Consider the following 26,697-nt stretch of genomic DNA (forward strand, 5'->3'; position numbering starts at 1 on the left):
AGACGCCCACCACTTCGACGAGCGGTTTGGCGTAACTGCCCCCCACATGGGCTTAAATCTCCCGCTGTGACCGGCGTGCGGGGGGCGCGGTTTTCCACGGAAAACACAGCGCCCCTCGTCGACACCGCCTACCCGATCCCGCGCCACCCCTCCGGGTCGACCCCACCCGGCACAGGAGCCCCCTCGTCGTACGGCTGGCGCGTGAACACGAACGAGCCGAGGTCCAGATGGCTCAAGGATCCGTCCGGCCGCCGTACGGCCTTCAGGAGCTCGCCGGCGTAGTAGCCCTCCAGTCCCGTCCATGTGCCGTCGCCGTTCGGGCGGAACCGAGAACGGCGGCCGCTGCCGGACAGCGGCCCCAGCGAGACGAGCCCGTCGGCCGTCAGCCGTAGCGCGAAAGCGTGCGTCCCCCAGTACCACTGCCCCGTCAGCTCCAGCATCGACGGGTCAACATCGCTCACGGGCTTCCACGGAGAGGGGATGCGTGGTTCCGCCTCGGCGACGATGCGAACCAGGTCGGCGGCGACGGAGAACAGCAGCGGGCCCGAGGTGCAGTTGGCCAGGACGACCGCCGCCACGTCCTCCTCGACACCGATCATCAGGCACGCGAGGAAGCCCGGCAGCGAACCGGTGTGTCCGACGAGGGATCGCCCGTTCCGCCGTCGGATCTCCATCCCCAGGCAGTAGGCGTAGCCACTCGCCACATCCGCCGCGTCGTGGGGCGCTGCCGGTGTCCTCATCTCCCGCAGCGACTCGGCGCTCAGCACCCGCTCGTCGCCGTTGACCAAGAAGGCCGCGAAGCGCGCCAAGTCACTCGTGGTCGACCACAGTTGCCCGGCCGGGGCCATGCGCCCCAGATCCTCGGTGGGCTCCGGGAGCATCACGTCGGCCCAGGGATGCACCGCCCAGCCACCCGCATGCGGCGCCTGGGGCCGGACGCTCGTGCGGTGCAACTCCAGGGGTTCGAGCACTTCGCGCCGAAGGACTTCCTCCCAGGAGGCGCCGCGCAGCTTCTCGATGAGCGCGCCGAGCAGCGCGTAGCCCGGGTTCGAGTAGTGGAACCGGCGGCCGGGTGGAGACAGCAGGGGCCGCTCGCCCAGCACATCGGCGAGTTCGGGCCGCAGCGATCCGGGGCTTCGCTCCCACCACGGCCCCGGCGTCTCGGCCGCCAGCCCTCCGGCGTGCGCGAGCAGTTCGGCGACGGTCGCCTCCCCCACGCCGGTGCCCGGCAGATGCTTCTCCAGCGGATCTCCGAGGTCCAGCGCGCCCTCGTCGCGCAGCCGCAGGACGAGAACCGCCGTGAAGGTCTTGGTGATCGAGCCGATCCGGTACTGCACGTTCTCGTCGGGCGCATGCCCCTTCACCGAGGTCCGCGCGCCTGTCCACACCTGTTTCCCGTCCCGCACGACGGCCGCGACGAGCGACGGCGCCCGTCCTTCGGCCTGGGCGACGGCGATCCGGTGCAGCAGTGCGCGACGCGTGCCGGGAAGCAGCTCTTCCTGAGATGTCGTCATGAGCCCAGTCCACCCGCCCCGGCGTCCCCGCGTCGAGCACATTCCGGGCTGGCGTCGCGAGGGCGGAACCACGTGTAGGTTCTCAGCGCCCGTGTCATCCAGCGATGCTGTGATCTGGGCACTCTCGCAGAGTCTCACAGCGTGTCAGCCGACCGCGGTCTCGGATCCGTGTCATTTCCTCGCCTCGGCGGCCGGCCTGCGAGGTGTCCTGCCCCTCCCCCTTGTCAGCAGGCGCCGGCGGAGGCAGCTCCCCAACGCTGAGCCGAGCGCCACGGGTTGCCGCGGGAGCTGGTCCACGGTCGAGCGCGCCGAACGCCGAGCCCAGAAGGGAAGAAATCCTCACGTGCGTCAGGAGGGGCAGGCGGCTTCCCAGGCTGCTTCGATCAGCTCGAAGATCTCGTCCACCGCGGCGTCCGGATCGGCCGCGTCGCGGGCCAGCGCGTAGGCGTCGATCACGAATCGCGCGATCGCCCGGCTGGCTGTCGGGGTCAGTGTCAGCCCGGGACCCGCGGCCATGGCCGCAGCCAGCGCATCCGCGTGGCGCAGCCGCATCAACACCTCGTACTCCCGCAGGGCGCGAGACTCGTCGATCATGCGATAGACGGGCGCGCCGCCGTCCGCCGCGCAGTGCCGCACCATGGCCCGGATCTCCTGGCGCAGCGCCGGCATGAGCGGTTCCGCCGGCGCCCGGTCCGTGACGGCGCGAGTGAGGCGCTGCTCGAAGTCCTCGTCCAGCTCGAAGACCAGCGCCTCCTTCGAGGCGAAGTGGGAGAAGAGCGTGGTCACGGCCACGTCGGCCTCCGCGGCCACGTCGCGGATGCCTACGGCGTCGTACCCGCGCTCCAGGAAGAGCCGCAGGGCGGTGTCGGCGATCTTCTGGCGGGTCGCGGCCTTCTTGCGTTCACGGCGTCCGATCGGCACGGTCATGACGTGATGCTAACAGGTGCGAAATCATAACAGTCACTAAACGCTAACCGTTAGTGCTACGGTCGGCGGCATGAAGAAAGTGAGCTTCTCCGAGTTCGGCGGCCCCGACGTCCTGCACCTCATAGATGCCGAGGAGCCCCACGCGGGTCCCGGCCGGATTCGCATCGCCGTACGCGCGGCGGGCGTGAACCCCGTCGACTGGAGGCTCCGCGAGGGCCAGGTCCTGGGTGCTCATCCCGTCGAGCTGCCTTCCGGGGTCGGCCTGGACGCGGCGGGGGTGGTGGATGAGATCGGCGAAGGAGTCGAAGGAGTCGAGATCGGCGACCACGTGTTCGGCGAAGGGGAGAGCACCTACGCCGAGTTCGCCGTCCTCGGGGCCTGGGCCCGGATGCCAGACGGCCTGACGTTCGAGGAGGCGGCCGGATACCCCTCGGTGGTGGAGACCGCGCTGCGCGTTATCCGGGAGACGGGTGTGCGGCCGCGGCAGACGCTCCTGGTGAGCGGCGCGTCCGGAGGAGTGGGCTCGGCGGTGCTGCAGATCGCCCGCGAGCGCGGCATCAAGGTCATCGGCACGGCCGGCGCCGCCAACCAGGACTATCTGCGGAGCATGGGGGCCCTCGCCACGACGTACGGCGAGGGCTGGGTCGAGCGGGTGCGGCGGCTCGGCACCGTCGACGCGGCGCTCGACTTGGCCGGTTCGGGCGTGATCCGCGAACTCGTCGAGCTGACAGGTCACCCGCGCAAGGTGATCTCCATCGCCGATCTCGGTGCGCCGGAGCTGGACGTCCGGTTCTCCGGGGCGGCGGGGAGCATGCCGGACGCGCTCGCCGAGACGGTCGACCTCATCTCACGAGGGAAGCTCCACATTCCGGTCGAGACGTCGTACGCGCTCACCGATGCCGCGGCGGCGCACACCGACAGCCAGGCCGGCCACAGTCGCGGCCGCCGAGTCGTGGTCATCTGAGCAGATGATTTGGCCACGGAATCTGAGATCCCACACCACGGTCGGGTCAGGTCTGCGCCATGTCGACGAACCGTGAGTAGTGACCCTGGAAAGCGACCGTGATCGTCGCCGTCGGGCCGTTTCGATGCTTGGCCACGATCAGGTCGGCCTCGCCCGCGCGCGGGGACTCCTTCTCGTAGGCGTCCTCGCGGTGCAGCAGGATGACCATGTCGGCGTCCTGCTCGATGGAACCGGACTCACGCAGGTCGGAGACCATCGGCTTCTTGTCGGTGCGCTGCTCGGGGCCGCGGTTCAGCTGGGACAACGCGATGACCGGGATCTCCAACTCCTTGGCGAGGAGCTTGAGGTTACGAGACATGTCCGAGACCTCCTGCTGACGGTTCTCGGCACGCTTGGACCCACCGGACTGCATCAGCTGGAGGTAGTCGATGACGACCAGCCTGATGTCGTTGCGCTGCTTCAGGCGGCGGCACTTGGCGCGGATCTCCATCATCGACAGGTTGGGCGAGTCGTCGATGAAGAGCGGTGCGGCCGAGACGTCCGGCATGCGCCGGGCCAGACGTGTCCAGTCCTCGTCGGTCATCGTGCCGGAACGCATGTGGTGCAGAGCGACACGGGCCTCGGCGGACAGCAGACGCATCGCGATCTCGTTGCGCCCCATTTCGAGCGAGAAGATCACGCTCGGCAGGTTGTTCTTGATCGAGCAGGCTCGCGCGAAGTCCAGCGCGAGCGTGGACTTACCCATGGCGGGACGCGCGGCGATGACGATCATCTGGCCCGGGTGCAGGCCGTTGGTGAGCGAGTCGAAGTCCGTGAACCCCGTGGGCACACCGGTCATCTCGCCACTGCGCGAGCCGATCGCCTCGATCTCGTCGAGCGCGCCCTCCATGATGTCGCCGAGCGGCAGGTAGTCCTCGCTGGTGCGCTGCTCGGTGACCGCGTAGACCTCTGCCTGGGCGCGGTTGACGATCTCGTCGACGTCGTCGTCGGCCGCGTATCCCATCTGGGTGATGCGCGTACCGGCCTCGACCAGGCGCCGCAGGACGGCACGCTCGTGGACGATCTCCGCGTAGTAGGCGGCGTTCGCCGCCGTGGGCACCGTCTGGACGAGGGTGTGCAGATACGAGGCCCCGCCGACCTTGTTGATCTCACCACGCTTGGTGAGCTCGGCGGCGATGGTGATGGGGTCGGCCGGCTCGCCCTTGGCATAGACGTCGAGGACGGCCTGATAGATCGTCTCGTGGGCCGGCTTGTAGAAGTCGTGGCCCTTGAGGATCTCGACGACGTCGGCGATGGCGTCCTTGGACAGCAGCATGCCGCCGAGGACGGACTGTTCGGCCTCGATGTCCTGCGGCGGTACCCGTTCGAACGACGTGTTTCCGCCGCCGTCCCAGTCGCCGCTGTCCCTGCCGCGCTCGTGCTGCTCGTCACGGCCCCGGGCGCCCTCACCGCGTCGGCGGGAGGAGGGCAGACGATCACTGGGCCCGCTGTCGGCCCACGGGTCGTCCAAGGGCTCGGAAATGCTCACCGAGCCACCTCCTCCCGTCCGCCGCAGCAGACCTAGCCGTGCCTGTCTTTTCTACGGCACGGCACTGACAAATGAGAGGCCCAACTCCGGTTGCTGGACGTCGGTTTTGCGACGTTTGCGAAACCGACGGACGGAGCGGGCGCCGGACTACCGTAGGCCCGTCGGCACCGTCAGCCAATCTGGTTATCCACAGGCCATGTGGACGACGGCCCAGATGCTGTGGAGAACTCGGCGAAACCTGTGCACGACCCGGTGGACAGGCCTGTGAACAAGCATCGACCCATCACAGAGAAGCCGCCCTGACCTGCAACTTTGCCGTCCACTGGCTGTGCAGAAGAAAAACTTCCTCAACCGGCCCAAGATCGCTTCGAATGGTGCACAGCCGTGCGGACCTCTGGACGCATGGTAAGGGTCACAAAAGCTTTGTATCTCTTACCTGTGGACGATTAGATTGGTGCACATGACACAGGCCCCCGCGCGCCCTCGACCCGGCCGGAGAGAGCACGACCGAGAGATCGTCGCACTCGCCGTGCCGGCCTTCGGCGCGCTCGTCGCCGAGCCCCTCTTCCTCATGACCGACACTGCCATCGTCGGCCATCTGGGCACGGCCCAGCTCGCCGGTCTCGGCGTCGCCTCGGCCCTGCTGATGACCTCCGTCAGCATCTTCGTCTTCCTCGCCTACGCCACGACAGCGGCGGTCGCCCGTCGCGTCGGCGCGGGTGATCTCCCGGCCGCCATTCGCCAGGGCATGGACGGAATTTGGCTGGCCCTGCTCCTCGGCGCCGGTGTCGTGGCCGTCGTCCTGCCTACGGCACCCCACCTCGTGGACCTCTTCGGCACCTCGGATGCGGCAGCCCCCTATGCGATCACGTATCTGCGCATCTCCGTGCTCGGCATACCGGCCATGCTCGTCGTCCTTGCCGCGACCGGTCTCCTGCGGGGCCTGCAGGACACCAAGACCCCGCTCTACGTCGCCGTCATCGGCTTCGTGGCCAACGGCGCCCTCAACGCGGGGCTCGTCTACGGGGCAGGGCTGGGGATCGCCGGCTCCGCCTGGGGCACCGTCATCGCCCAGTGCGGCATGGCCGCGGTCTACCTCGCGGTGGTTCTGCGTGGAGCGCGGAGGCATGGGGCCTCCCTGCGCCCGGACGCTGCCGGGATCAGGGCCTCCGCTCAGGCCGGTGTGCCGCTGCTGGTCCGCACCCTCTCCCTGCGGGCGATCCTGATGATCGCGACGGCGGTGGCTGCCCGACTCGGGGATGCCGACATCGCCGCTCACCAGATCATCCTGTCCCTGTGGAGTCTGCTCGCCTTCGCTCTCGACGCCATCGCCATCGCCGGGCAGGCCATCATCGGGCGCTACCTCGGAGCCGGTGACACAGAGGGCGCCCGAGCCGTATGTCGTCGCATGGTGGAGTGGGGCATCGCCGTCGGCGTGGTCCTCGGTGTCCTGGTCGTCCTCACTCGACCGGCGTTCCTGCCCTTGTTCACCAGTGACTCGGCGGTCAAGGACGCGGCCCTGCCCGCCCTGGTCATCGTCGCCCTCTCGCAGCCGATCTCCGGCATCGTCTTCGTCCTGGACGGAGTTCTGATGGGCGCCGGCGACGGTCCCTACCTCGCCTGGGCGATGGTGCTCACCCTGGCGGTCTTCACCCCGGTCGCCCTGCTGGTTCCGGTACTGGGCGGTGGCCTCGCCGCCCTCTGGGCCACCATGACGCTGATGATGACCATGCGGATGCTGACCCTGTGGCTCCGGAGCCGCTCAGGCCGCTGGATGGTGACGGGCGCGACCCGCTGACGACCGGGCTCGGCCGTCGGACTGTTTCACGTGAAACACGGTGTTTCACGTGAAACCAGATACCGCGCCGACGGATACGGCGCGACGCGTCCGCATACGACGATGGGGCCACACCCCGAAGGGTGTGGCCCCATCGCTCACTGCATCAGCAAGCGCGGCACTCAGTCCGCGACGACCTCGATGCTGACCTTGGCGTCAACCTCGGGGTGCAGACGCACGGACGTCTGGTGAGCGCCGAGCGACTTGATCGGCGAACCGACCTCGATGCGGCGCTTGTCGACCTCGGGGCCACCGGCAGCCTTGATCGCCGAGGCGATGTCGGCCGGGGTGACGGAACCGAAGAGGCGACCGGCGTCGCCGGCACGGACGGCCAGGCGGACCTTGACGCCCTCGAGCTGGGCCTTCACCTGGTTGGCCTGCTCGATGGTCTGGATCTCGTGGATCTTGCGAGCACGACGGATCTGCTCGACGTCCTTCTCGCCACCCTTGGTCCAGCGGATAGCGAACTTCCGCGGGATCAGGTAGTTGCGAGCGTAACCGTCCTTGACGTCGACGACTTCGCCCGCGGCGCCGAGGCCGGAGACCTCGTGGGTGAGGATGATCTTCATGAGTCGGTCACCCTTCCCTTATCGCGCGGTGGAGGTGTAGGGCAGCAGCGCCATCTCACGGCTGTTCTTCACGGCCGTGGCGACGTCACGCTGGTGCTGCGTGCAGTTGCCGGTCACGCGGCGGGCACGGATCTTGCCGCGGTCGGAAATGAACTTCCGCAGCATGTTCGTGTCCTTGTAGTCCACGTACGTGACCTTGTCCTTGCAGAATGCGCAGACCTTCTTCTTCGGCTTGCGCACAGGCGGCTTCGCCATGGTGATTCTCCTGTGTGATCAAGAAGTTTGGGTGCGAACCCGCCCTAGAAGGGGGGCTCGTCCGAGTAGCCGCCGCCACCGCCGCCGCCGCCGGAGTTTCCACCCCAGCCGCCGCCACCGCCCTGGTTGCCACCGGCGGGAGCGCCGGTCGCCCACGGGTCGTCAGCGGGAGCGCCGCCGCCCTGCTGGCCGCCACCGGGGCCGCCGCCCCAGCCGCCGCCACCCTGGCCGCCACCGCCACCGCTGCCGTAGCCGCCCTGGCCACCGCGGCCGGTGGTCTTGGTGACCTTGGCCGTGGCGTTGCGCAGGCTGGCGCCGACTTCCTCGACGTCCAGCTCGTAGACCGTGCGCTTGACGCCCTCGCGGTCCTCGTAGGACCGCTGCTTCAGCCGGCCCTGCACGATGACGCGCATGCCTCGCTGGAGCGACTCGGCGACGTTCTCCGCCGCCTGACGCCAGACCGAGCAGGTCAGGAAGAGGCTCTCGCCGTCCTTCCACTCGTTCGTCTGGCGGTCGAAGGTGCGGGGGGTGGACGCGACACGGAACTTCGCGACGGCCGCACCGGAGGGGGTGAAGCGCAGCTCGGGGTCGTCGACAAGATTGCCGACCACCGTGATGACGGTCTCGCCTGCCATGGGGAACCTCTCGGCGGGTTTGCTGCTGGCTGCTTGTGCTGCTACTCGAATCCCGGGATCAGCTGAGCGGGAGAGCTCAGTGGGTCTCGGGGCGGAGGACCTTGGTCCGGAGGACCGACTCGTTCAGGTTCATCTGGCGGTCGAGCTCCTTGACGACCGCAGGCTCGGCCTGCAGGTCGATGACCGAGTAGATGCCCTCGGGCTTCTTCTTGATCTCGTACGCGAGACGACGACGGCCCCAGGTGTCGACCTTCTCGACCTTTCCGCCGCCGTCACGGACGACAGAGAGGAAGTTCTCGATCAACGGAGAGACAGCGCGCTCCTCGACCTCGGGGTCGAGGATGACCATCACCTCGTAGTGACGCATGTGGAACCCACCTCCTTTGGACTCAGCGGCCACGGTCGATCCGTGGCAGGAGGGTTGTGATGCGTATCCGACGGTATCGGCCACCACTGACAGTCGAGGGTTCTGTCGAGAACCCTCTGCCGTGATGTGGGCAGACACCGGTGCGGACGGTACAGAGTACCCGCACAGCGGCTTGCGGTTGAAATCCGGCCGCGAGGGCAGCCAATCTGTACACATCGGGTGTGTATGGCGCTACGATGCGCCGCCTTTCGCAGGAGGTGCCCTATGGCACAGGCATTGCGACCCAACACCGCCGGCGGTCTCTTCGCCACGGACGGCAAGCCCCATCCCCTCCAGGACACCCTGCTCGCGGTGACCCTGGTGCTGGGCATCACGTCGTTCGTCGCGGCACTCGTCGACGATGACCTGCACCTGCTCAGCTCCTGGACCGGCCTGGTGGGCATTCTCACCGGCGCGTACGGCCAGTGGATCTCGGAGACGACCCGTGAGCGCTTCGGCCTGATTCTGGGCCTGGGAGCCTCGGCTGTCGGGTTCTTCCTGGGCATGGCGCACGGTGGGTTGTTCGGCGGGCTCATCGACTGACGCCAGGCACACCCCATCTGAACAACGTGTGACGCCCCGGCCGCTCACGGGCCGGGGCGAAGGTCCGTACGCCCAACCGGCGCGCTCCCAAGGCGCAGTAGGCTTCGCGCGAGAGCCGGAGCCCCTGAACCCATGGGGACACACCAGCCCGAGGAGCGCCCCGAATGAGCCTGACCCTGAGGACCATCAGCCGAGAGCAGCATCTGGCATACATCCAGAGCCTGCCGTCGGCGAGCCACATGCAGGTCCCGGCCTGGGCTGACGTCAAGGCGGAGTGGCGCTCCGAGCACCTCGGGTGGTTCGACGACCGGACCGGCGAGCTCGTCGGTGCCGGCCTGGTCCTCTACCGGCAGCTCCCCAAGATCAAGCGCTACCTCGCCTACCTGCCCGAGGGCCCGGTCATCAACTGGTTCTCGCCGAATCTGCAGGAGTGGATCGAGCCGATGCTGGCTCATCTGAAGCAGCAGGGCGCCTTCTCCGTGAAGATGGGCCCGCCGGTGATCATCCGGCGCTGGGAGGCCGCCTCCATCAAGCAGGGCATCCAGAACCCGGACGTGAAGCGCCTGCGCGACATCGAGGCCGACCACATCGAGCCGCGCGCCTTCGAGGTCGCCGACAAGCTGCGCCGCATGGGCTGGCAGCAGGGCGAGGACGGCGGCGCCGGCTTCGGCGACGTCCAGCCCCGGTACGTCTACCAGGTGCCTCTGGCCAACCGCTCCCTGGAAGAGGTCCACAAGAACTTCAACCAGCTGTGGCGCCGCAACATCAAGAAGGCCGAGAAGGCCGGCGTCGAGGTCGTCCAGGGCGGCTACCAGGACCTCGAGGAATGGCAGCGGCTGTACGAGATCACGGCCGTGCGCGACCACTTCCGGCCGCGCCCGCTGTCGTACTTCCAGCGCATGTGGACGGCCCTCAACACCGAGGACCCCAACCGCATGCGGCTGTACTTCGCCCGGCACAACGGCGTGAACCTCTCGGCCGCGACGATGCTGATCGTCGGCGGGCACGTCTGGTACTCCTACGGGGCCTCCGACAACATCGGCCGTGAGGTCCGGCCCTCGAACGCCATGCAGTGGCGGATGCTGCGCGACGCCTACGCGCTCGGCGCCACCGTCTACGACCTGCGCGGCATCTCCGACTCGCTGGACGAGACCGACCACCTCTTCGGTCTGATCCAGTTCAAGGTGGGTACGGGCGGCCAGGCCGCCGAATACATCGGCGAGTGGGACTTCCCGCTGAACAAGCTGCTGCACAAGGCGCTCGACATCTACATGTCGCGCCGCTGACCCCGCACTCACCCCTCATCCCGCACCTCTGACAGCCACGAGAAAGGTTCCAGGTCCGGACATGGCGCTCACGCTTTACGTCGACACCGCGCGCTGGCGTGCGCACCACAAGCACGTGCAGGATCAGTTCCCTGGGCTCGTCCCGGTCTGCAAGGGCAACGGCTACGGCTTCGGGCACGAGCGACTGGCGGAGGAGGCCACCCGGCTGGGGTCGGACATCCTCGCCGTCGGCACGACGTACGAGGCCGCGCGCATCAAGGACTTCTTCGGCGGCGACCTGCTGGTGCTGACGCCGTACCGGCGCGGTGAGGAGCCGGTGCCGCTGCCGGACCGGGTCATCCGCTCGGTCTCTTCGATAGACGGCGTGTACGGCCTGGTCGGTGCCCGCGTGGTGATCGAGGTGATGTCCTCGATGAAGCGGCACGGCATCAGCGAGCAGGACCTCGCCCAGCTGCACGCCGCCATCGAGAACGTCCGCCTGGAGGGCTTCGCCATCCACCTGCCGCTGGACCGGACCGACGGCTCGGACGCGGTCGAGGAGGTCATCGGCTGGATGGACCGGCTGCGTGCGGCCCGGCTGCCCCTGCACACCATGTTCGTCAGCCACCTCAAGGCCGATGAACTCGCCCGTCTCCAGCAGCAGTTCCCGCAGACCCGGTTCCGTGCCCGCATCGGCACGCGGCTGTGGCTGGGGGACCACGAGGCCACCGAGTACCGCGGCGCGGTCCTGGACGTCACGCGCGTCGCCAAGGGCGAGCGCTTCGGCTACCGGCAGCAGAAGGCGGCCTCCGACGGCTTCCTGGTGGTCGTGGCGGGCGGTACGTCGCACGGGGTGGGCCTGGAGGCCCCCAAGGCGCTGCACGGCGTCATGCCGCGCGCCAAGGGCGTCGCCCGCGCCGGCCTCGCGACGGTCAACCGGAACCTTTCCCCGTTCGTCTGGGGCGGCAAGCAGCGCTGGTTCGCCGAGCCGCCGCACATGCAGGTCTCGATCCTGTTCGTGCCCTCGGACGCGCCGGAGCCGAAGGTCGGCGAGGAACTTGTGGCCCATCTGCGGCACACCACCACGCAGTTCGACCGGATCATGGACCGCTGACCGGCGCGGTGCACTGAGGTCGCACAGCTCGGCAAACCGAGGTCACAGACCTCAGCAAGAAGGCCGTACACGGCTTCCCGTGTACGGCCTTTCGCGTCGTTCGCTCAGAGCGAACCGTCGGTCGCGCCCCGTTTTCCCCACTGGACCTGCGCCCCGTCGAACCCAGCGGCCTCGTGCCGCCGCGAGGGACGGGCCGCCGGGCCGAGGACGAAGACGTCCTCGGCGCCGTCGAGCACTCCGCCCGAGGGATCGTCGTCGCCGGACCGGCGCACCGGATCCCGCTCCGGCATGAAGATGTCGCGCACGATCATGACGCACAGGTACAGCGTCCCCAGCAGATGCAGGCCGATGGCCCAGTGGTAGCCGTCGGTCGGCAGGCCCTTGTGGGCCTCTCCGCTGGTCGTGTACGCGAGGTACAGCCAGATCCCGAGGAAGTACGCCACCTCGCAGGCCTGCCAGATCAGGAAGTCCCGCCACCTCGGCCGGGCGAGCGCGGCCAGGGGAACCAGCCATAGGACGTACTGCGGCGAGTAGACCTTGTTGGTGAGGATGAACGCCGCGACGATCAGGAAGGCGAGCTGGGCGAACCGCGGGCGGCGCGGGGCGGTCAGCGCGAGCGCCGCGACTGCCGCGCAGCACACCAGCATCAGCAGCGTGGCGAGCGTGTTGACGGTGTCGATGCTGAGCGGGTCGTCCGAGTTCTGGGCCATGATCAGCCAGAAGGAGCCGAAGTCGACGCCCCGTTCCTGGCTGAACGTGTAGAACTTCGACCAGCCCTCGAACGCGAAGAGCATCACCGGCCCGTTCACGAGGACCCAGGCGACGATCGCGCCGCCCAGAGCCGTCCCGTACGCACGCCACCTGCCCGCGCGCCAGCACAGCACCAGCAGCGGCCCGAGGATCAGGAACGGATAGAGCTTGGCGGCCGTGGCGAGCCCCAGCAGGACGCCGAAAGCGAGGGGGCGGCCGCGAGACCACATCAGCATCGCCGCGGCCGTCAGAGCGACCGCCAGCAGATCCCAGTTGATGGTCGCGGTCAGCGCGAAGGCAGGCGCCAGAGCCACCAGCAGACCGTCCCAGGGACGCCGGGCGTGGGTACGGGTCACACAGACGGCGATGACCGACGCACACACCATGAGCATCCCGGCGTTGACCATCCAGTACCACTGCTCCTGGTACTGGATGGTGCCGCTGCCGGGCGTGAGCCAGGAGGCGACCTCCATGAAGACGCCGGTCAGCACCGGGTACTCCAGGTACTGCATGTCGCCGGGGAGCCGGTCGAAGTACGGCACGAGCCCGTCGGCGAAGCCTCGCCCCTGGTAGAGGTGCGGGATGTCCGAGTAGCACGCGTGCGTGTACTGGGAGCTGGCACCGAAGAACCAGGCCCCGTTGAAGCAGGGCGCCTTCTGGACCAGGCCGAGAGCGAACATGCCGATCGCCACCAGCGCGATCACGCGCACGGGTGTCCACCGGGACGCCCCGAGCAGGGCACGCCGCCCCAGCGGGCCGCCGATCAGCTCGCTGCCGGCCGCGGCGACCTCGTCCTCCCTGGTCGGCCGCACCGGGTCCGGCTCATGGACGCTCGCTTGCGTCGATTCTGCACTGGGCATGCCGCACATCCTGCCGTACGTGTCTGTCAGTACGCCGAGGGCCGCCGCACCCGGGTGGGTACGGCGGCCCTTGTTTCACGTGAAACAGCCTCGCGTTTCACGTGAAACGCGCAAGCCGGGCGATCGGTCGGCTAGCCCTCGGGGCCTCCGAAGATGCCTCCGTTGCCGTTTCCTCTGCTGTTGCCGCCGTTCTCGCTGGTATCCGTTGGCGAGGGTGAGGTGCTCGGCTCTCCGCCCGTGCCGCCGTTCTCCGTACCACCGTCTTCCTCATCGCACCCGAAGAAACCGCAGGTGTCGCTGGGCGAGGGCGACGGCAGCGACGGCGACTCGCTGGGCGTGGCGCTCGGGGACTCGGTCGCGGTCTCGCTGGGCTCCACACTGGGAGTCGGCGTCGGCGTCGGAGCACCCACCGCGTCCTGGATGCCGCCGATCTTCTCGGCCTCCGGGAAGCCGAGGTCGGTCTGGCCCTTCAGCGCGGCCTTCATGTACTCGGTCCACACCAGCGTGGGGACGTCACCACCATGGATGGACGCCTCGCCCGCCGTGCCGTTCATGGAGAGCAGCTTGGCGCTCTTGGGGTCCTCACGGAACATCGCGACCGAGGTCGAGAGCTGCTGGGTGTAGCCGACGAACCAGGCCGACTTGTTCTCGTCCGTCGTACCGGTCTTGCCGGCCGCGGTACGGCCCAGGGTCAGCGCGTTCTTACCCGTGCCGTTCTGGATGACGTTCTCCAGAACGTTCGTGACGTTGTTCGCCACGTTCTCGGGCATCGCCTGCGTGATCCTCGGCTTCTCGAAGCCGGGAACCTCCTGCCCGTTGGACTTGACGCTCGTCACCGAGTACGGAGCGGCCTGCTTGCCGGACGCGGCGAACGTCGCGTAGGAGTCGGCCATGCGGATCGCGCTGGGCGTCGACGTACCGAGCGCGAACGACGCGTTGAGACCGGCGAAGCTGCTGTCCAGGATGCCGGCCTTCTCGGCCAGATCAGCCACGTTCTTCATCCCCACGTCCATGCCGAGCTGCACGAACGGGGTGTTGACGGACTGCTCCATCGCCTTGCGCAGGGAGATGTAACCCCACGGGCGCTCGCTCTCGTTCTCCTGGAAGAAGGGCGTGTTGTCCTTCTTCATGACGTAGGTGCCGTCGTTGTTCCTGATCTTGAGGTGGTCGTTCCCGTTGTACTTGCTGAGCGGTGAGACAGGGCCCCGGTTCCGGTAGGTGCCGTGCTCCATGGCGGCGGCGAGCACGAACGGCTTCCACGTCGAACCGACGGGGACACCCGAGGTGTCCGCGTTGTTGTTGAAGTGGCCGTTCTCGTACCCCGCGCCACCGTAGAGCGCGACGATCGCGCCGTCCTTGGGCTTCACCGACGCCGCGCCGAACTGGACGTGCTTGTCGAGCTCACGCTTGTCCGGGTCGAGCTTTTCCTTCTCGACCTTCTTGACTGCCTTGGTCAGCGCTTCGACCTTGGCTTTGTCGAAGGTCGTCTTGATCTGGTATCCGCCCTGGTCGAACTGCTTCTCCGTGATGTTGGAGTGGTTCAGGACGTACTTCTTGGCCGTGTCCGCCAGATAGCCGATCTGGCCGCTCATCCCCTTGGCCGCCTTGCGGTCATCGGGCATGGGGTACTTGCTGATCGCCTTCTGGTAAGCGGCGTCCGAGAGCTTCTTGTCGTTGTGCATCTGCTGGAGGATCCAGCCCCAGCGGTCCTTGGACCGCTTGGTGTTGGCTTCCTCGCTCGCCGCGGTGTCAAGGCTCGCGTTGCCCGCGGGGTCGTAGTACGTCGGGCCCTTAAGCAGGGCGGCGAGGAAGGCGCACTCACTCGGCTCGAGCTTGACCGCGTCCTTGCCGTAGTACGTCTGGGCGGCCGCCTGGATGCCGTAGGCGCCACGGCCGTAGTACGAGGTGTTGAGGTAACCCTGGAGGATCTCGTCCTTGGAGAGCTTCGTGCCCACCTTGATCGAGATGAACATCTCCTTGAACTTACGGGTGACCGTCTGGTCCTGGCTCAGGTAGGTGTTCTTGACGAACTGCTGGGTGATCGTCGAACCACCCTGCGTGTCGCCGCCCCGGGCCATGTTCGCCAGCGCTCGGGCGATGCCCATGGGGTCGACGCCCGAGTCCTGGTAGAAGCTCTTGTTCTCGGCCGAGATCACCGCCTGCTGCATCTCTTCGGGGATCCGGTCGATCGTGACGTTCTGCCGGTTCTGGCCACTGCCGGTCGCGATCATCTGCTTGCCGTTGGACCAGTAGTAGACGTTGTTCTGCGACAGCGCCGCGGCATTCTCCTCGTTGGGGACGCCCACCATGGCGTACCCGATGCCCGCCACGGCCACCAGGCTCCCGAAGAAGCCGATGCACAGTCCGGAGACGAGCCTCCAGGACGGCACCCAGCGCTGCCAGCCGTACTTGCCGGCCCGCGGATAGTCGATCAGCCGCTTCTTGTCATACATGACCGCGCGCCCTGCGCCCCGCCCGGGCCCGTTCGGCCCGGCGGGAGCGGCGCGCCGGCCACCTCGTGTCGGTTCGGCCGCTCTGCGGCGGCCGCCCCCACTTCTCTGCGCCGCACGCCGGGCATCCGCACGGCCGCCGTACTGGCGCTCCTCACCCCCCGAGTCGTAGGAGTCCGACCCATAGGAGTCGGACGGAGACCCGGTGGCGCCTCGCGGTGCCGCGCGGCGGCCGGAGGACGAGCCGGACTGGCCGCGTCGGGCCGCGGCACGTCCGCCTCCCTGCGGCTGCGGCGGTTTGCGACGGTGCTCGCTCATCGAACGACTACTCCTCGGGCAGGCGCACCCCTGCGCGCCTGGAAACGGTTGCTAGTTTCCGGTCCCCCCGAAGTACGGATGCGGTGGGCTCCGCATTCATCGGTCCCGCATGCACCCGTACTACACCGAGGACGAGGACGCCCTCAGGCGTCCCACGGTTCCCGGTGATGTGCATGGCGCACAGACTACGCACCGCCAAAACCTGCCGAGGACCGAAGTTCACCTCAAATCAGGCAACTCACGTCTGACGAATCGGTGATGTGACCCCGGTCACCACACCCCCTCTTGTCGCATCCGCAAGGCCGTTCTATCGTCGTGATGTATCGAGTCGATACATCAGCTCGACACATCGGACCGAGACATCGGTACCGCGGGAGAGGAGGCGACGATGAGCCGGCGTTCCGGGATCCTCGAGTTCGCCGTACTCGGCCTGCTCCGCGAATCTCCGATGCACGGCTATGAGCTGCGCAAACGACTCAACACATCACTGGGCGTGTTCCGTGCGTTCAGCTACGGGACGCTGTACCCCTGCCTCAAGACGCTGGTCGCCAACGGCTGGTTGATCGAGGAGCCGGGGAACACCACCGAGGACGCCCTCGGGGCCCCCCTCACGGGGCGGCGCGCCAAGATCGTCTACCGGTTGACGGCGGAGGGCAAGGAGCACTTCGAACAGCTGCTCTCGCAGACCGGGCCCGACGCGTACGAGGACGAGCACTTCGCCGCCCGTTTCGCGTTCTTCGGGCAAACCTCACGCGATGTACGCATGCGCGTGCTGGAAGGCCGCCGCAGCCGGCTGGAGGAGCGCCTCGAGAAGATGAGCGTCTCCCTGGCCCGGACCCGGGAACGCCTCGACGATTACACGCTTGAGCTCCAGCGCCACGGGATGGAGTCCGTGGAGCGCGAGGTGCGCTGGCTGAACGAGCTCATCGAGAGCGAGCGGGCGGGGCGGGACCTCAACGGTTCCTCCTCCGGAGAGCCCGCTTCGCGTGACACCACATCTGGAGCGTCGGGCGGCCTGCCCCGGCCGGGGGACGACCCCCGTCCGGATACGCCCGACGACACCGCCACGTGAGAGCCCCCTTGAAGGGCCTCACTCATACACACAGGGAGCAACCGGAATGGGTTCGGTTCGCGTAGCCATCGTCGGCGTGGGCAACTGCGCCGCCTCGCTGGTACAGGGAGTCGAGTACTACAAGGACGCCGACCCGGCGTCCAAGGTGCCGGGCCTGATGCACGTCCAGTTCGGCGAGTACCACGTCAGCGACGTCGAGTTCGTCGCCGCGTTCGACGTGGACGCCAAGAAGGTCGGTCTCGACCTCGCGGACGCCATCGGCGCCTCCGAGAACAACACCATCAAGATCTGCGACGTGCCCAGCACCGGCGTGACGGTCCAGCGCGGCCACACGCTCGACGGCCTCGGCCGGTACTACCGCGAGACGATCGAGGAGTCCGCCGAGGAGCCGGCCGACGTCGTCCAGATCCTCAAGGACAAGCAGATCGACGTCCTGGTCTGCTACCTGCCCGTCGGGTCCGAGGACGCGGCGAAGTTCTACGCCCAGTGCGCCATCGACGCCAAGGTCGCCTTCGTCAACGCCCTTCCGGTCTTCATCGCCGGCACCAAGGAGTGGGCGGACAAGTTCACCGAGGCGGGCGTCCCGATCGTCGGCGACGACATCAAGTCCCAGGTCGGCGCCACCATCACGCACCGCGTCATGGCGAAGCTGTTCGAGGACCGAGGCGTCGTCCTGGACCGCACGATGCAGCTGAACGTCGGCGGCAACATGGACTTCAAGAACATGCTCGAGCGCGACCGCCTCGAGTCGAAGAAGATCTCCAAGACGCAGGCCGTCACCTCCCAGATCCGCGACCGCGAACTGGGCGAGGGCAACGTCCACATCGGCCCGTCCGACTACGTCGCCTGGCTGGACGACCGCAAGTGGGCCTATGTCCGCCTCGAGGGCCGCGCCTTCGGTGACGTCCCGCTGAACCTGGAGTACAAGCTGGAGGTCTGGGACTCCCCGAACTCCGCCGGCGTCATCATCGACGCCCTGCGCGCCGCGAAGATCGCCAAGGACCGCGGCATCGGCGGTCCCATCCTCTCCGCGTCGAGCTACTTCATGAAGTCCCCGCCGGTCCAGTACTTCGACGACGAGGCCCGCGAGAACGTCGAGAAGTTCATCAAGGGTGAGGTCGAGCGCTGACGCGCCGCAACGAGTCGCTCCTGCCAGAGCTGTGAGGGTCCCCGGGTCTTACGACCCGGGGACCCTCCCCGTATGTGAGGCTGTGCCCCATGGCCGTCGTCCGTGACCTGCGCGTCCTGTTGCGCTTCCAGGGCTTCCGGCGTCTGCTCGCCGTGCGCCTGCTCTCCCAGGGCGCCGACGGCGTGTACCAGGTCGCGCTCGCCGCGTACGTCGTCTTCTCTCCGGAGAGGCAGACCTCGGCCGCTGCGGTCGCCTCCGCGATGGCGGTGCTGCTGCTCCCGTACTCCCTCGTCGGCCCCTTCGCCGGTGTCCTGCTGGACCGTTGGCGCCGCCGCCAGGTCCTGCTGTACGGCAGCCTGCTGCGCGCCCTGCTGGCCTCGGCGACGGCCCTGCTGATACTCAGCCCGGCCCCCGACTGGCTCTTCTACGTCTCCGCCCTGTGCGTCACCGCGGTCAACCGTTTCGTTCTCTCGGGCCTCTCCGCCGCCCTGCCGCGCGTGGTCGACGCCGAGCGCCTGGTGATCGCCAACTCCCTCTCCCCGACCGCCGGAACCCTGGCCGCGACCGCGGGCGGCGGCCTCGCTTTCGCCGTCCGCCTGGTGGTGGCGGACTCCGACGCCACTGTGGTGCTCGTGGCAGCGGGGCTGTATCTGTGCGCGGCTGTGGCATCGCTGAGCATGGCGCGGGAACTCCTGGGCCCTGACCGGACCTTGGTGCGCGAGCGGCTCGGGTCCGCCCTCACGGGCACCGCGCGCGACCTGGTGGCCGGCGTACGGCACTTGGCCGCGCCGGAGCGCAGGGAGGCCGCCTGGGCGCTCGCGGCGATGGCGCTGATGCGGTTCTGCTACGGCGCCCTGCTGGTCATGCTGCTGATGCTCTGCAGGTACGCGCTCGCCTCGACCACGGACGACGGACTCGCCCTGCTGGGACTTGCGTTGGGCGTCTCCGGCGCGGGGTTCTTCGCGGCGGCCGTGGTGACGCCCTGGGCCGCGGGGCGGCTGGGGCCGGGCCGCTGGATCGTCGTGTGCGCGGGGGCCGCCGCGCTGCTGGAGCCCGCGCTGGGGCTGCCGTTCGCGACCACCCCGCTGATGGTCGCGGCCTTCGTCCTGGGGCTGACCACCCAGGGCGCGAAGATCGCCACGGACACCATCGTCCAGTCCTCCGTGGAGGACGGCTTCCGTGGCCGGATCTTCTCCGTCTACGACGTCCTCTTCAACGTCTTCTTCGTCGGCGCCGCCGCCGTGGCGGCCCTGATGCTGCCTCCGGACGGCCGATCCGTGCCGCTGGTGGTCACGATCGCCGTTATCTACGCGGCGGTATCGGCGGCTATGGCCAGGTTTGGCCACCAGTAAGTGTCACATCAATGACACAGAGCCACTCCTGACCACAGAGTTGTCAGTGGGGCCCGATAACTTACGTGCGTCTTATCTCGCGACATGTTCGCGTCATTCACCATGTACTAGGGGGACCCCCGAATGACCACTCCGCCGCCCCAGGGCAACCCGTTCGCACAGAACCAGCCCGCGGGTCAGCCCCAGGCTCCGTACCCGCCGCAGGGCGGCTACCCCCAGCAGCCCGGACAGCCCGGCTTCCCGCCCCAGGGTGCTCCGTACGCCCCGGTCCCGCCGCAGCCGTCCGGCCGCAAGCTCAGCTTCAAGACCATCAAGAACATCGTGATCGTCATCGCGGTGGCGGGTATCGCCATCGGCGGCTTCATAGCCAGCCGGGACGACGCCAACACGGCGGCCGTCGGCGACTGCATGCACCGTGGCAGCACCAGCGACAACAACCCGGACCTCGAGGTCGTCAAGTGCAGCGACGCGAAGGCTCAGTACGTGGTGCTGGCCAAGATCGAGGGCTCGTTCCTCACGGACACGCTGGCGTCGAGCAAGTGCGAGTCCGCGGCCAAGGACTTCCAGTACTCGTACACCGAGAGCGGTGACGGCAAGGACTTCCTGCTCTGCCTGAAGGACTACAAGAAGTAGGGCAGCCACTCAGACACAGAGAGGGGCGGTGTTTCACGTGAAACACCGCCCCTCCGGCTGTCTCCTGCGGGGTCATGTTTCACGTGAAACATGACCCCGTTTCACGGTCTCAGCCCTCCTGCTCGACCCACCACTCCTTGAGCGCGGCGAGGGCGACGTCGTGCTCCATCGGCCCGTTCTCCAGCCGGAGCTCCAGCATGTGCTGGTAGGCGCGGCCGATGACCGGGCCGGGGCCGACGCCGAGAATCTCCATGATCTGGTTGCCGTCGAGGTCCGGGCGGATGGAGTCGAGCTCCTCCTGCTCCTGCAGGCTGGCGATCCGCTCCTCCAGGCCGTCGTACGCCCGCGACAAGGCCGTCGCCTTGCGCTTGTTGCGCGTGGTGCAGTCCGAGCGGGTCAGCTTGTGGAGACGGTCGAGGAGCGGGCCGGCATCACGGACGTAGCGGCGGACCGCCGAGTCCGTCCACTCGCCGGTGCCGTAGCCATGGAAGCGCAGGTGGAGCTCGACCAGACGGGAGACGTCCTTCACCAGCTCGTTGGAGTACTTGAGCGCTGTCATGCGCTTCTTGGTCATCTTCGCCCCGACCACCTCGTGGTGGTGGAACGAGACCCGGCCGTCCTCCTCGAAGCGACGCGTGCGTGGCTTGCCGATGTCGTGGAGCAGGGCGGCCAGGCGGAGCGTCAGGTCCGGACCGTCGTCCTCAAGCGCCATCGCCTGCTCCAGGACGATCAGCGAGTGGTCGTAGACATCCTTGTGCCGGTGGTGCTCATCACGCTCCAGGCGCAGGGCGGGCAGCTCGGGCAGCACACGGTCGGCGAGGCCGGTCTCGACGAGCAGCGTCAGGCCCTTGCGCGGGTACCGCGAGAGAACCAGCTTGTTCAGCTCGTCCCGCACCCGCTCGGCCGAGACGATCTCGATCCGCCCGGCCATGTCCGTCATTGCCGCGACGACCTCGGGGGCGACCTCGAAATCGAGCTGAGCCGCGAAGCGCGCGGCCCGCATCATCCGCAGCGGGTCGTCCGAGAAGGACTCCTCCGGGGTGCCAGGAGTGCGCAGCACCCGCGAGGCGAGGTCCTCGAGGCCGCCGTGCGGGTCGACGAACTCCTTCTCCGGCAGCGCGACGGCCATCGCGTTCACGGTGAAGTCACGGCGGACGAGGTCCTCCTCGATGGAGTCGCCGTACGACACCTCGGGCTTGCGCGAGGTCCGGTCGTAGGCCTCCGAACGGTAGGTCGTCACCTCGATCTGGTAGCCGTCCTTCTGGGCGCCGACGGTGCCGAAGGCGATCCCGACCTCCCAGACGGCGTCGGCCCACGGGCGCACGATCTTGAGGACGTCCTGGGGACGGGCGTCGGTCGTGAAGTCGAGGTCGTTGCCGAGCCGGCCCAGCAGCGCGTCCCGCACCGAGCCGCCGACCAGGGCGAGTGAGAACCCGGCCTCCTGGAAGCGGCGGGCGAGGACGTCGGCGACAGGAGCGACCCGCAGCAGTTCACTCACCGCGCGGTGCTGCACCTGGCTGAGGGCACTGGACGTTTCTTCGTTGGCGTTCGGCACAACAGAAGAGGGTACGTGGCCCGGGCGGTCATGAGCTCCCCCTATTACGCGTGCGGACTCGTCATCACGCGTGCGGACTCGTCCGTGAATAGACGCACAAGACCCGCCCTTGAGATGAAAAGAGCCGCTCCCTTCTATACGGTCGCATTCCGGGCAGTGCGGTGCCGGGCCCGCGATCTTGTGGAACGGACCGCGGCACTTCCCCTCAGCGCGCATCGTTACCATGCGTGGACGCACATTCCGACGACCACTGACGAAGACGAGGGACGGGCGAAGCGCGTGGCCGACGCGGCAGACTTCCAGGGGACCAGTGCCTCACCTGCCCGCCGGTGGCTGCGGCGCACCGGGGCACTGCTCGCCGGTGCGCCCCTGCTGGCCGGGCTGCTCCAGCTGCCTGCCGCGGCCCCGGCGGACGCGGCGGGACAGGAGGCCCCGCAGGCGGCCGGACGCGCGGGCTCGGTGGCCGTAGCAGTCGACTCGCTCACCCCCAGCGCCCCCACCGACGGGGACACGGTGAACGTGTCGGGCACGGTCACCAACAACGGCAAGCAGCCGGTCACCGACGCCCACGTCGATCTTCGGGTGGGCCCCTCGCTCGACACCCGCTCCTCCATCGACGCCCTCGCCAAGAAGAGCGACGATGTCCAGGGCCCCGCCGGCAAGGCGGTCGGCGGCAAGTACAGCGAGAAGTTCGCCAAGCTCACTCCCGGCGTGTCAGAGCCCTTCGACATCTCCGTGCCGGCCGACGAGCTGGACCTCGGTCCGGACGGCGTCTACCAGCTGGCCGTCGCACTCTCCGGGGAGACCGCCGCGCAGCCCTGGGACCAGGTCCTGGGGGTCCAGCGCACGTTCCTGCCGTGGCAGCCCGAGGAAGCCGGCACCAAGACGAAGACCACCTTCATGTGGCCGCTCACCTCGACCGTCCATATGACGGCCGAGACGGGATCGAACGAGCAGCAGACGCCGGTCTTCCGCAACGACGACCTCGCCAGGGAGATCGCCCCGGGCGGCCGTCTCGACCAGATGGTGTCGCTGGGCAAGGGCCTCGACATCACGTGGGTGATCGACCCGGACCTGCTGGCGTCCGTCGACGCGATGACGCGGAACTACCAGGTCAGAGGCGAGGACGGCACCGCCACCGCCGGCCGGAACCAGGCCGTGGCCAAGCAGTGGCTCGCCCAGCTCCAGCAGGGCGTCACGGGCAAGGAGGTCGTCGCCCTCCCCTTCGGCGACCCGGACCTGGCGTCCCTCGCCCACAACGGCACGAACGTCACGGGCTCGCTGAGTCACCTCAAGGAAGCCACGGACGCCGTGGACAGCACGGTGGAGACGATCCTCCACGTGAAACCGTCCACTGACTTCGCGTGGCCCGCGGACGGCGCCGTCGATCCGTCGATCGTGAAGGTCGCGACCTCCGCGGGCGCCGACAAGGTGATCGCCCGCAGCGACAGCCTCCAGGACAACCTGTCGTACACGCCCTCAGCGGCCCGGCCCGTCGGCGGCGGCACCACGGCCGTCGTCGCGGACTCCAGGATGTCCACGGCGTTCCAGGGCAACCTGACGAAGGCCTCCGCCTCCACGCAAGCCGTGCAGCGCTTCCTGGCCCAGAGCCTGACGCTCGGCCTGCAGTCCGGCAAGCAGCGCAGTGTCGTCGTCGCCCCGCAGCGCATGCCCTCCGTCAGCCAGGCCCAGGCCATGGCCGAGGCGCTGGCGACCCTGCAGAGCGGGAACTGGTCCGAGTCGCAGGACCTCGCGGACGCCGCCAAGGCCAAGCCGGACCCGGCGGCCAACACCAAGGTGCCGCCGACCTCCGCGTACCCCTCCGCGCTGCGCAACCAGGAGCTGCTGCGGGCCGGCTTCGAGCAGATCGCGAGGACACAGGGCAAGCTCGACCGCTTCAAGGTGATCCTCACCGACCAGTCCCGGGTGGTGACCCCCTTCGGGCGGGCCATGAACCGCGAGATGTCCACGTCGTGGCGTGGCCGTGGTGTCGCGGCGGTGGGGTACCGCGAGGGCGTCGAGTCGTACCTAGACGGGCTCGCCGACGGGGTCAAGCTGATCGAGAAGTCGGAGACCAAGCTCTCCGGCCGCAGCGCCACGATCCCCGTGACCGTCCAGAACAACCTGGTCCAGGGCGTCGAGCACCTCGAGCTGCGGCTCACGTCGAAGAACCCGACGCGCCTGAAGATCGGCGACGACGCCTACGAGGAACAGCGCGTCACCGTGAACGGCGGCCACAGCCAGTCGGTGAAGTTCACCACGTCCGCCAACGCCAACGGCCGGGCGGAGGTCGTCGCCCAGCTGTACACCGAGGACGGCCAGAAGTACGGGGCCCCCGTCACCTTCGACGTGAAGGTCACCGAGGTCACGGCCACCGTGATGCTGGTCATCGGCGGAGGTGTGCTGCTCCTGGTCCTCGCAGGCTTCCGTATGTACACCCAGCGCAAGCGCGCCGCCGCCGCCGCCCGCGAGACGGACGAGGACGGCACCGCCGAGGCGGACGACGACGCCGAAAGCCCGCAGAACCCCGAAGCCCCCGGCGACCGTCTCAAGCAGGAGACCGATGCCGGACCGCGGGCGGAGGGCCCGGAGCAGCCGAGTGACCCGGCCCCGGACACCGCAGCGGAAAGCGCCGACCCGTCCGGCACGGGTGAGAGAGTGGACCGTTAGATTCGTGGCCGGTGGGCCGGGGACGATGAGGTGGGGTAACCATGAACGCGCCGTACGACGGTGACCGCGGCCGTGCCGCGGGCAGCTCGGGCTACCCCGAGTCGGGTGGGCCCGAGGGCTCGCCGGCCGAGCACGGCCAGGTACCGCCGCAGCCCCCCGCGGACATGTACCTCCAGGACGCCTACGACCAGGACCCCTACCGGGCACAGGACCTCTCCGCCCAGGACCCGGTCGCCGAGGCGCTCTACGACCGCGCCGCGCACCCACCGCCCCCTGCGGGCACGTACCAGCCGCAGCAGATGTACGCCCAGCCGCCGCAATCGCCCTATGCGCCCGACCCGCAGGTGTGGGCCCAGACACCCGCGCCGGAGCCGGAGGGTCCGACGCGGCACCTGCCGTACGGCGACGACCCCAGAACCACCCAGTTCGTGGGGGTGGACGATCTGGTCTCCCAGGCGGGCGAGCCGCGCCAGGAGCCGGACGCCTTCGCGCACCTCTACAGGGACCAGCAGCAGAACAGCGGTCACCCGTCGTACGAGCAGCCGTCGGTCCCCGGCCCCTCTCAGGCCCTCGGGCAGGGCCAGTACGCGGCACAGGGCCAGTACGGCGCGCAGGGCGCGTACGGCGCGCCCGGCCAGACCGCTCCGACGCCGCCCCTCGTGGAAGAACCTCCCGCCCCGGAGCCCGCTGCCTCGCAGGCCCCCAAGAAGGGCGGCCGCGCCGCGGGGCTCATGAAGTCCAGCGCCGTGATGGCGGCGGGCACACTGGTCTCCCGCCTCACCGGCTTCATCCGCTCCGCGCTGATCGTCTCGGCCATCGGCGTCGGCTTCCTCGGCGACACCTTCCAGATCGCCTACCAGCTGCCGACGATGATCTACATCCTCACGGTCGGCGGCGGTCTCAACTCCGTCTTCGTGCCGCAACTCGTGCGCGCCATGAAGGACGACGAGGACGGCGGCGAGGCGTACGCCAACCGCCTGCTGACCCTCGTCATGGTGGCGCTCGGCGCACTCACCGCGCTGGGGATCTTCGGTGCGCCGCTCCTGATCCGCATGATGTCCCCTTCGATCGCCAGCGACCCCGCGGCGAACCAGGTCGCCATCACCTTCGCGCAGTACTTCCTGCCCTCGATCTTCTTCATGGGCATCCACGTGGTGATGGGCCAGATCCTCAACGCCCGCGGGAAGTTCGGCGCGATGATGTGGACCCCGGTCCTGAACAACATCGTCATCATCGTGACGCTGGGCATGTTCATCTACGTCTACGGCACCGCCGCAGCCTCAAAGATGGAAGTTGCCACCATCCCGCCGGAGGGCCAGCGCCTCATCGGCATCGGCGTCCTGCTCGGCCTCGTGGTCCAGGCGCTGGCGATGATCCCCTACCTGCGGGAGACCGGCTTCCGGCTGCGGCTGCGCTTCGACTGGAAGGGCCAGGGCCTCGGCAAGGCCATCACGCTCGCCAAGTGGACGGTCCTGTTCGTCCTCGCCAACCAGGCGGGCGCCATGGTCGTCGTCTGGCTGTCCACCGCGGCGGGCAAGGCCTCGCGCGTCGTCGGCACCGGCTTCTCCGCCTACGCCAACGCCCAGCTGATCTGGGGCCTGCCGCAGGCCATCATCACGGTCTCCCTCATGGCCGCTCTGCTGCCGCGTCTGTCGCGCTCGGCGGCCGAGAGCGACGCCGGCGCCGTCCGCGACGACATCTCCCAGGGCCTGCGCACCACGGCGGTCGCGATCGTGCCGATCGCGTTCGGTTTCCTCTCGCTCGGCATCCCCATGTGCACGCTGATGTTCGGCTCCTCTGGCACCGGCGCGGCCACCAACATGGGCTTCATGCTGATGGCGTTCGGTCTCGGCCTGATCCCGTACTCGGTGCAGTACGTCGTCCTGCGGGCCTTCTACGCCTACGAGGACACCCGAACCCCCTTCTACAACACGGTCATCGTGGCCGCGGTCAACGCGGGCGCTTCGGCGGTCTGCTACTTCGTCGTCCCGTCCCGCTGGGCCGTGGTCGGCATGGCCGCCTCGTACGGCCTGGCGTACGCGATCGGTGTCGGCGTCGCCTGGAGCCGGCTGCGCAAGCGGCTGGGCGGGGACCTCGACGGCGCCCGTGTCCTGCGGACCTACGCCCGGCTGTGCATCGCGTCGATCCCGGCCGCACTGCTCAGCGGCGCGGCCTGCTACGGCATCGGCCAGACCCTCGGCCAGGGGGTCATGGGCTCGCTCGCCGGGGTACTGGTCGGCGGTGCCGTGCTCCTCGGGATCTTCTTCGTAGCCGCCCGCCGCATGCGCATCGAGGAAATCAACTCGCTGGTCGGCATGGTCCGCGGACGCCTGGGACGCTGAGTCGGGGGG

The 26,697-nt window shown here is 68.6% G+C and carries 21 protein-coding genes; 11 read left to right on the plus strand and 10 right to left on the minus strand.

The features are described from left to right. Positions 1 to 128: 128 nt before the first annotated feature. Positions 129 to 1,514: a serine hydrolase domain-containing protein gene (locus tag ACZ6I3_RS19410; protein ID WP_469415950.1), complete on the minus strand. Its 1,386-nt coding sequence runs from the start codon at positions 1,512 to 1,514 to the stop codon at positions 129 to 131. Positions 1,515 to 1,862: 348 nt separating this feature from the next. Then, positions 1,863 to 2,441: a TetR/AcrR family transcriptional regulator gene (locus tag ACZ6I3_RS19415; RefSeq protein WP_469415952.1), complete on the minus strand. Its 579-nt coding sequence runs from the start codon at positions 2,439 to 2,441 to the stop codon at positions 1,863 to 1,865. A gap of 70 nt (positions 2,442 to 2,511) precedes the next feature. Here ACZ6I3_RS19415 and ACZ6I3_RS19420 point away from each other — a divergent pair, with 70 nt between their 5' ends. Further along, a complete protein-coding gene (locus ACZ6I3_RS19420) occupies positions 2,512 to 3,405 on the plus strand; it encodes an NADP-dependent oxidoreductase (RefSeq protein WP_469415954.1) in 894 nt (297 codons plus the stop codon). 46 nt (positions 3,406 to 3,451) lie between these two features. Here the strand turns inward: ACZ6I3_RS19420 and dnaB are convergent, their stop codons facing one another. Next, a complete protein-coding gene (dnaB, locus tag ACZ6I3_RS19425) occupies positions 3,452 to 4,933 on the minus strand; it encodes a replicative DNA helicase (protein ID WP_469415956.1) in 1,482 nt (493 codons plus the stop codon). A 460-nt stretch (positions 4,934 to 5,393) separates the two neighbouring features. On the opposite strand from dnaB, the gene ACZ6I3_RS19430 reads away from it, so the two are divergent. After that, positions 5,394 to 6,731: an MATE family efflux transporter gene (locus tag ACZ6I3_RS19430; RefSeq protein ID WP_469415958.1), complete on the plus strand. Its 1,338-nt coding sequence runs from the start codon at positions 5,394 to 5,396 to the stop codon at positions 6,729 to 6,731. A gap of 161 nt (positions 6,732 to 6,892) precedes the next feature. On the opposite strand, the gene rplI is transcribed toward ACZ6I3_RS19430, so the two are convergent. The 4 genes from rplI to rpsF form a co-directional block, all read right to left on the minus strand. Further along, positions 6,893 to 7,339 (minus strand): 50S ribosomal protein L9, encoded by a 447-nt coding sequence (rplI, locus tag ACZ6I3_RS19435; protein WP_469415959.1) that lies wholly within the window; start codon positions 7,337 to 7,339, stop codon positions 6,893 to 6,895. Between the two features lie 18 nt (positions 7,340 to 7,357). After that, positions 7,358 to 7,594: a 30S ribosomal protein S18 gene (gene rpsR, locus ACZ6I3_RS19440; RefSeq protein ID WP_003949403.1), complete on the minus strand. Its 237-nt coding sequence runs from the start codon at positions 7,592 to 7,594 to the stop codon at positions 7,358 to 7,360. A gap of 44 nt (positions 7,595 to 7,638) precedes the next feature. Then, positions 7,639 to 8,229 carry a single-stranded DNA-binding protein gene (locus ACZ6I3_RS19445; RefSeq protein WP_469415961.1) on the minus strand — a complete coding sequence of 197 codons (591 nt, stop codon included), beginning with the start codon at positions 8,227 to 8,229 and terminating at the stop codon, positions 7,639 to 7,641. Between the two features lie 76 nt (positions 8,230 to 8,305). After that, positions 8,306 to 8,596, minus strand: a complete 291-nt coding sequence (gene rpsF / locus ACZ6I3_RS19450) for a 30S ribosomal protein S6 (RefSeq protein WP_030847098.1) — start codon at positions 8,594 to 8,596, stop codon at positions 8,306 to 8,308. Between the two features lie 264 nt (positions 8,597 to 8,860). Here rpsF and ACZ6I3_RS19455 point away from each other — a divergent pair, with 264 nt between their 5' ends. The 3 genes from ACZ6I3_RS19455 to ACZ6I3_RS19465 all read left to right on the plus strand — a co-directional run bounded on the left by ACZ6I3_RS19455 (position 8,861) and on the right by ACZ6I3_RS19465 (position 11,557). Continuing rightward, positions 8,861 to 9,178, plus strand: coding sequence for a hypothetical protein (locus ACZ6I3_RS19455; RefSeq protein WP_469415963.1), 318 nt, complete (start codon positions 8,861 to 8,863; stop codon positions 9,176 to 9,178). A gap of 164 nt (positions 9,179 to 9,342) precedes the next feature. Then, on the plus strand, positions 9,343 to 10,464 hold the full coding sequence (gene femX / locus ACZ6I3_RS19460; protein WP_382837669.1) for a peptidoglycan bridge formation glycyltransferase FemX: 1,122 nt from the start codon (positions 9,343 to 9,345) through the stop codon (positions 10,462 to 10,464). A gap of 61 nt (positions 10,465 to 10,525) precedes the next feature. Then, complete coding sequence (locus ACZ6I3_RS19465) at positions 10,526 to 11,557, plus strand: alanine racemase (RefSeq protein WP_215120322.1); 1,032 nt, start codon at positions 10,526 to 10,528, stop codon at positions 11,555 to 11,557. 104 nt (positions 11,558 to 11,661) lie between these two features. On the opposite strand, the gene ACZ6I3_RS19470 is transcribed toward ACZ6I3_RS19465, so the two are convergent. Continuing rightward, the gene (locus ACZ6I3_RS19470) at positions 11,662 to 13,176 is read right to left on the minus strand and encodes a glycosyltransferase family 87 protein (RefSeq protein ID WP_469415965.1); all 1,515 of its coding nucleotides are present in this window, start codon (positions 13,174 to 13,176) and stop codon (positions 11,662 to 11,664) included. Positions 13,177 to 13,298: 122 nt separating this feature from the next. Then, a complete protein-coding gene (locus tag ACZ6I3_RS19475; RefSeq protein ID WP_469415966.1) occupies positions 13,299 to 15,935 on the minus strand; it encodes a transglycosylase domain-containing protein in 2,637 nt (878 codons plus the stop codon). Between the two features lie 388 nt (positions 15,936 to 16,323). Between ACZ6I3_RS19475 and ACZ6I3_RS19480 the strand changes: the two genes are divergently transcribed. From ACZ6I3_RS19480 to ACZ6I3_RS19495, 4 genes are all read left to right on the plus strand, one after another. Next, complete coding sequence (locus tag ACZ6I3_RS19480) at positions 16,324 to 17,007, plus strand: PadR family transcriptional regulator (RefSeq protein WP_469415967.1); 684 nt, start codon at positions 16,324 to 16,326, stop codon at positions 17,005 to 17,007. 46 nt (positions 17,008 to 17,053) lie between these two features. Continuing rightward, positions 17,054 to 18,136: an inositol-3-phosphate synthase gene (locus ACZ6I3_RS19485; protein WP_469415969.1), complete on the plus strand. Its 1,083-nt coding sequence runs from the start codon at positions 17,054 to 17,056 to the stop codon at positions 18,134 to 18,136. 89 nt (positions 18,137 to 18,225) lie between these two features. After that, positions 18,226 to 19,488: an MFS transporter gene (locus ACZ6I3_RS19490; protein ID WP_469415971.1), complete on the plus strand. Its 1,263-nt coding sequence runs from the start codon at positions 18,226 to 18,228 to the stop codon at positions 19,486 to 19,488. Between the two features lie 123 nt (positions 19,489 to 19,611). Continuing rightward, entirely contained in the window at positions 19,612 to 20,121 is a 510-nt protein-coding gene (locus tag ACZ6I3_RS19495) for an LppU/SCO3897 family protein (protein ID WP_469415972.1), read from the plus strand. 109 nt (positions 20,122 to 20,230) lie between these two features. On the opposite strand, the gene ACZ6I3_RS19500 is transcribed toward ACZ6I3_RS19495, so the two are convergent. Further along, positions 20,231 to 21,676 (minus strand): CCA tRNA nucleotidyltransferase, encoded by a 1,446-nt coding sequence (locus tag ACZ6I3_RS19500; RefSeq protein WP_469415974.1) that lies wholly within the window; start codon positions 21,674 to 21,676, stop codon positions 20,231 to 20,233. A 279-nt stretch (positions 21,677 to 21,955) separates the two neighbouring features. Between ACZ6I3_RS19500 and ACZ6I3_RS19505 the strand changes: the two genes are divergently transcribed. Then, a complete protein-coding gene (locus ACZ6I3_RS19505) occupies positions 21,956 to 24,346 on the plus strand; it encodes a DUF6049 family protein (RefSeq protein ID WP_469415976.1) in 2,391 nt (796 codons plus the stop codon). Positions 24,347 to 24,387: 41 nt separating this feature from the next. Then, entirely contained in the window at positions 24,388 to 26,688 is a 2,301-nt protein-coding gene (murJ, locus tag ACZ6I3_RS19510; protein WP_469415978.1) for a murein biosynthesis integral membrane protein MurJ, read from the plus strand. Positions 26,689 to 26,697: the final 9 nt, after the last annotated feature.

This window comes from Streptomyces sp. NPDC041940 (assembly GCF_055589465.1).

What these genes read in the sequence shown, in the direction of transcription:
- ACZ6I3_RS19410 (WP_469415950.1), bottom strand. Translation starts at nt 1,514, where the DNA reads ATGACGACATCTCAGGAAGAGCTGCTTCCCGGCACGCGTCGCGCACTG.
- ACZ6I3_RS19415 (WP_469415952.1), bottom strand. Translation starts at nt 2,441, where the DNA reads ATGACCGTGCCGATCGGACGCCGTGAACGCAAGAAGGCCGCGACCCGC.
- ACZ6I3_RS19420 (WP_469415954.1), top strand. Translation starts at nt 2,512, where the DNA reads ATGAAGAAAGTGAGCTTCTCCGAGTTCGGCGGCCCCGACGTCCTGCAC.
- ACZ6I3_RS19430 (WP_469415958.1), top strand. Translation starts at nt 5,394, where the DNA reads ATGACACAGGCCCCCGCGCGCCCTCGACCCGGCCGGAGAGAGCACGAC.
- rplI (WP_469415959.1), bottom strand. Translation starts at nt 7,339, where the DNA reads ATGAAGATCATCCTCACCCACGAGGTCTCCGGCCTCGGCGCCGCGGGC.
- rpsR (WP_003949403.1), bottom strand. Translation starts at nt 7,594, where the DNA reads ATGGCGAAGCCGCCTGTGCGCAAGCCGAAGAAGAAGGTCTGCGCATTC.
- ACZ6I3_RS19445 (WP_469415961.1), bottom strand. Translation starts at nt 8,229, where the DNA reads ATGGCAGGCGAGACCGTCATCACGGTGGTCGGCAATCTTGTCGACGAC.
- rpsF (WP_030847098.1), bottom strand. Translation starts at nt 8,596, where the DNA reads ATGCGTCACTACGAGGTGATGGTCATCCTCGACCCCGAGGTCGAGGAG.
- ACZ6I3_RS19455 (WP_469415963.1), top strand. Translation starts at nt 8,861, where the DNA reads ATGGCACAGGCATTGCGACCCAACACCGCCGGCGGTCTCTTCGCCACG.
- femX (WP_382837669.1), top strand. Translation starts at nt 9,343, where the DNA reads ATGAGCCTGACCCTGAGGACCATCAGCCGAGAGCAGCATCTGGCATAC.
- ACZ6I3_RS19465 (WP_215120322.1), top strand. Translation starts at nt 10,526, where the DNA reads ATGGCGCTCACGCTTTACGTCGACACCGCGCGCTGGCGTGCGCACCAC.
- ACZ6I3_RS19470 (WP_469415965.1), bottom strand. Translation starts at nt 13,176, where the DNA reads ATGTGCGGCATGCCCAGTGCAGAATCGACGCAAGCGAGCGTCCATGAG.
- ACZ6I3_RS19475 (WP_469415966.1), bottom strand. Translation starts at nt 15,935, where the DNA reads ATGAGCGAGCACCGTCGCAAACCGCCGCAGCCGCAGGGAGGCGGACGT.
- ACZ6I3_RS19480 (WP_469415967.1), top strand. Translation starts at nt 16,324, where the DNA reads ATGAGCCGGCGTTCCGGGATCCTCGAGTTCGCCGTACTCGGCCTGCTC.
- ACZ6I3_RS19485 (WP_469415969.1), top strand. Translation starts at nt 17,054, where the DNA reads ATGGGTTCGGTTCGCGTAGCCATCGTCGGCGTGGGCAACTGCGCCGCC.
- ACZ6I3_RS19490 (WP_469415971.1), top strand. Translation starts at nt 18,226, where the DNA reads ATGGCCGTCGTCCGTGACCTGCGCGTCCTGTTGCGCTTCCAGGGCTTC.
- ACZ6I3_RS19495 (WP_469415972.1), top strand. Translation starts at nt 19,612, where the DNA reads ATGACCACTCCGCCGCCCCAGGGCAACCCGTTCGCACAGAACCAGCCC.
- murJ (WP_469415978.1), top strand. Translation starts at nt 24,388, where the DNA reads ATGAACGCGCCGTACGACGGTGACCGCGGCCGTGCCGCGGGCAGCTCG.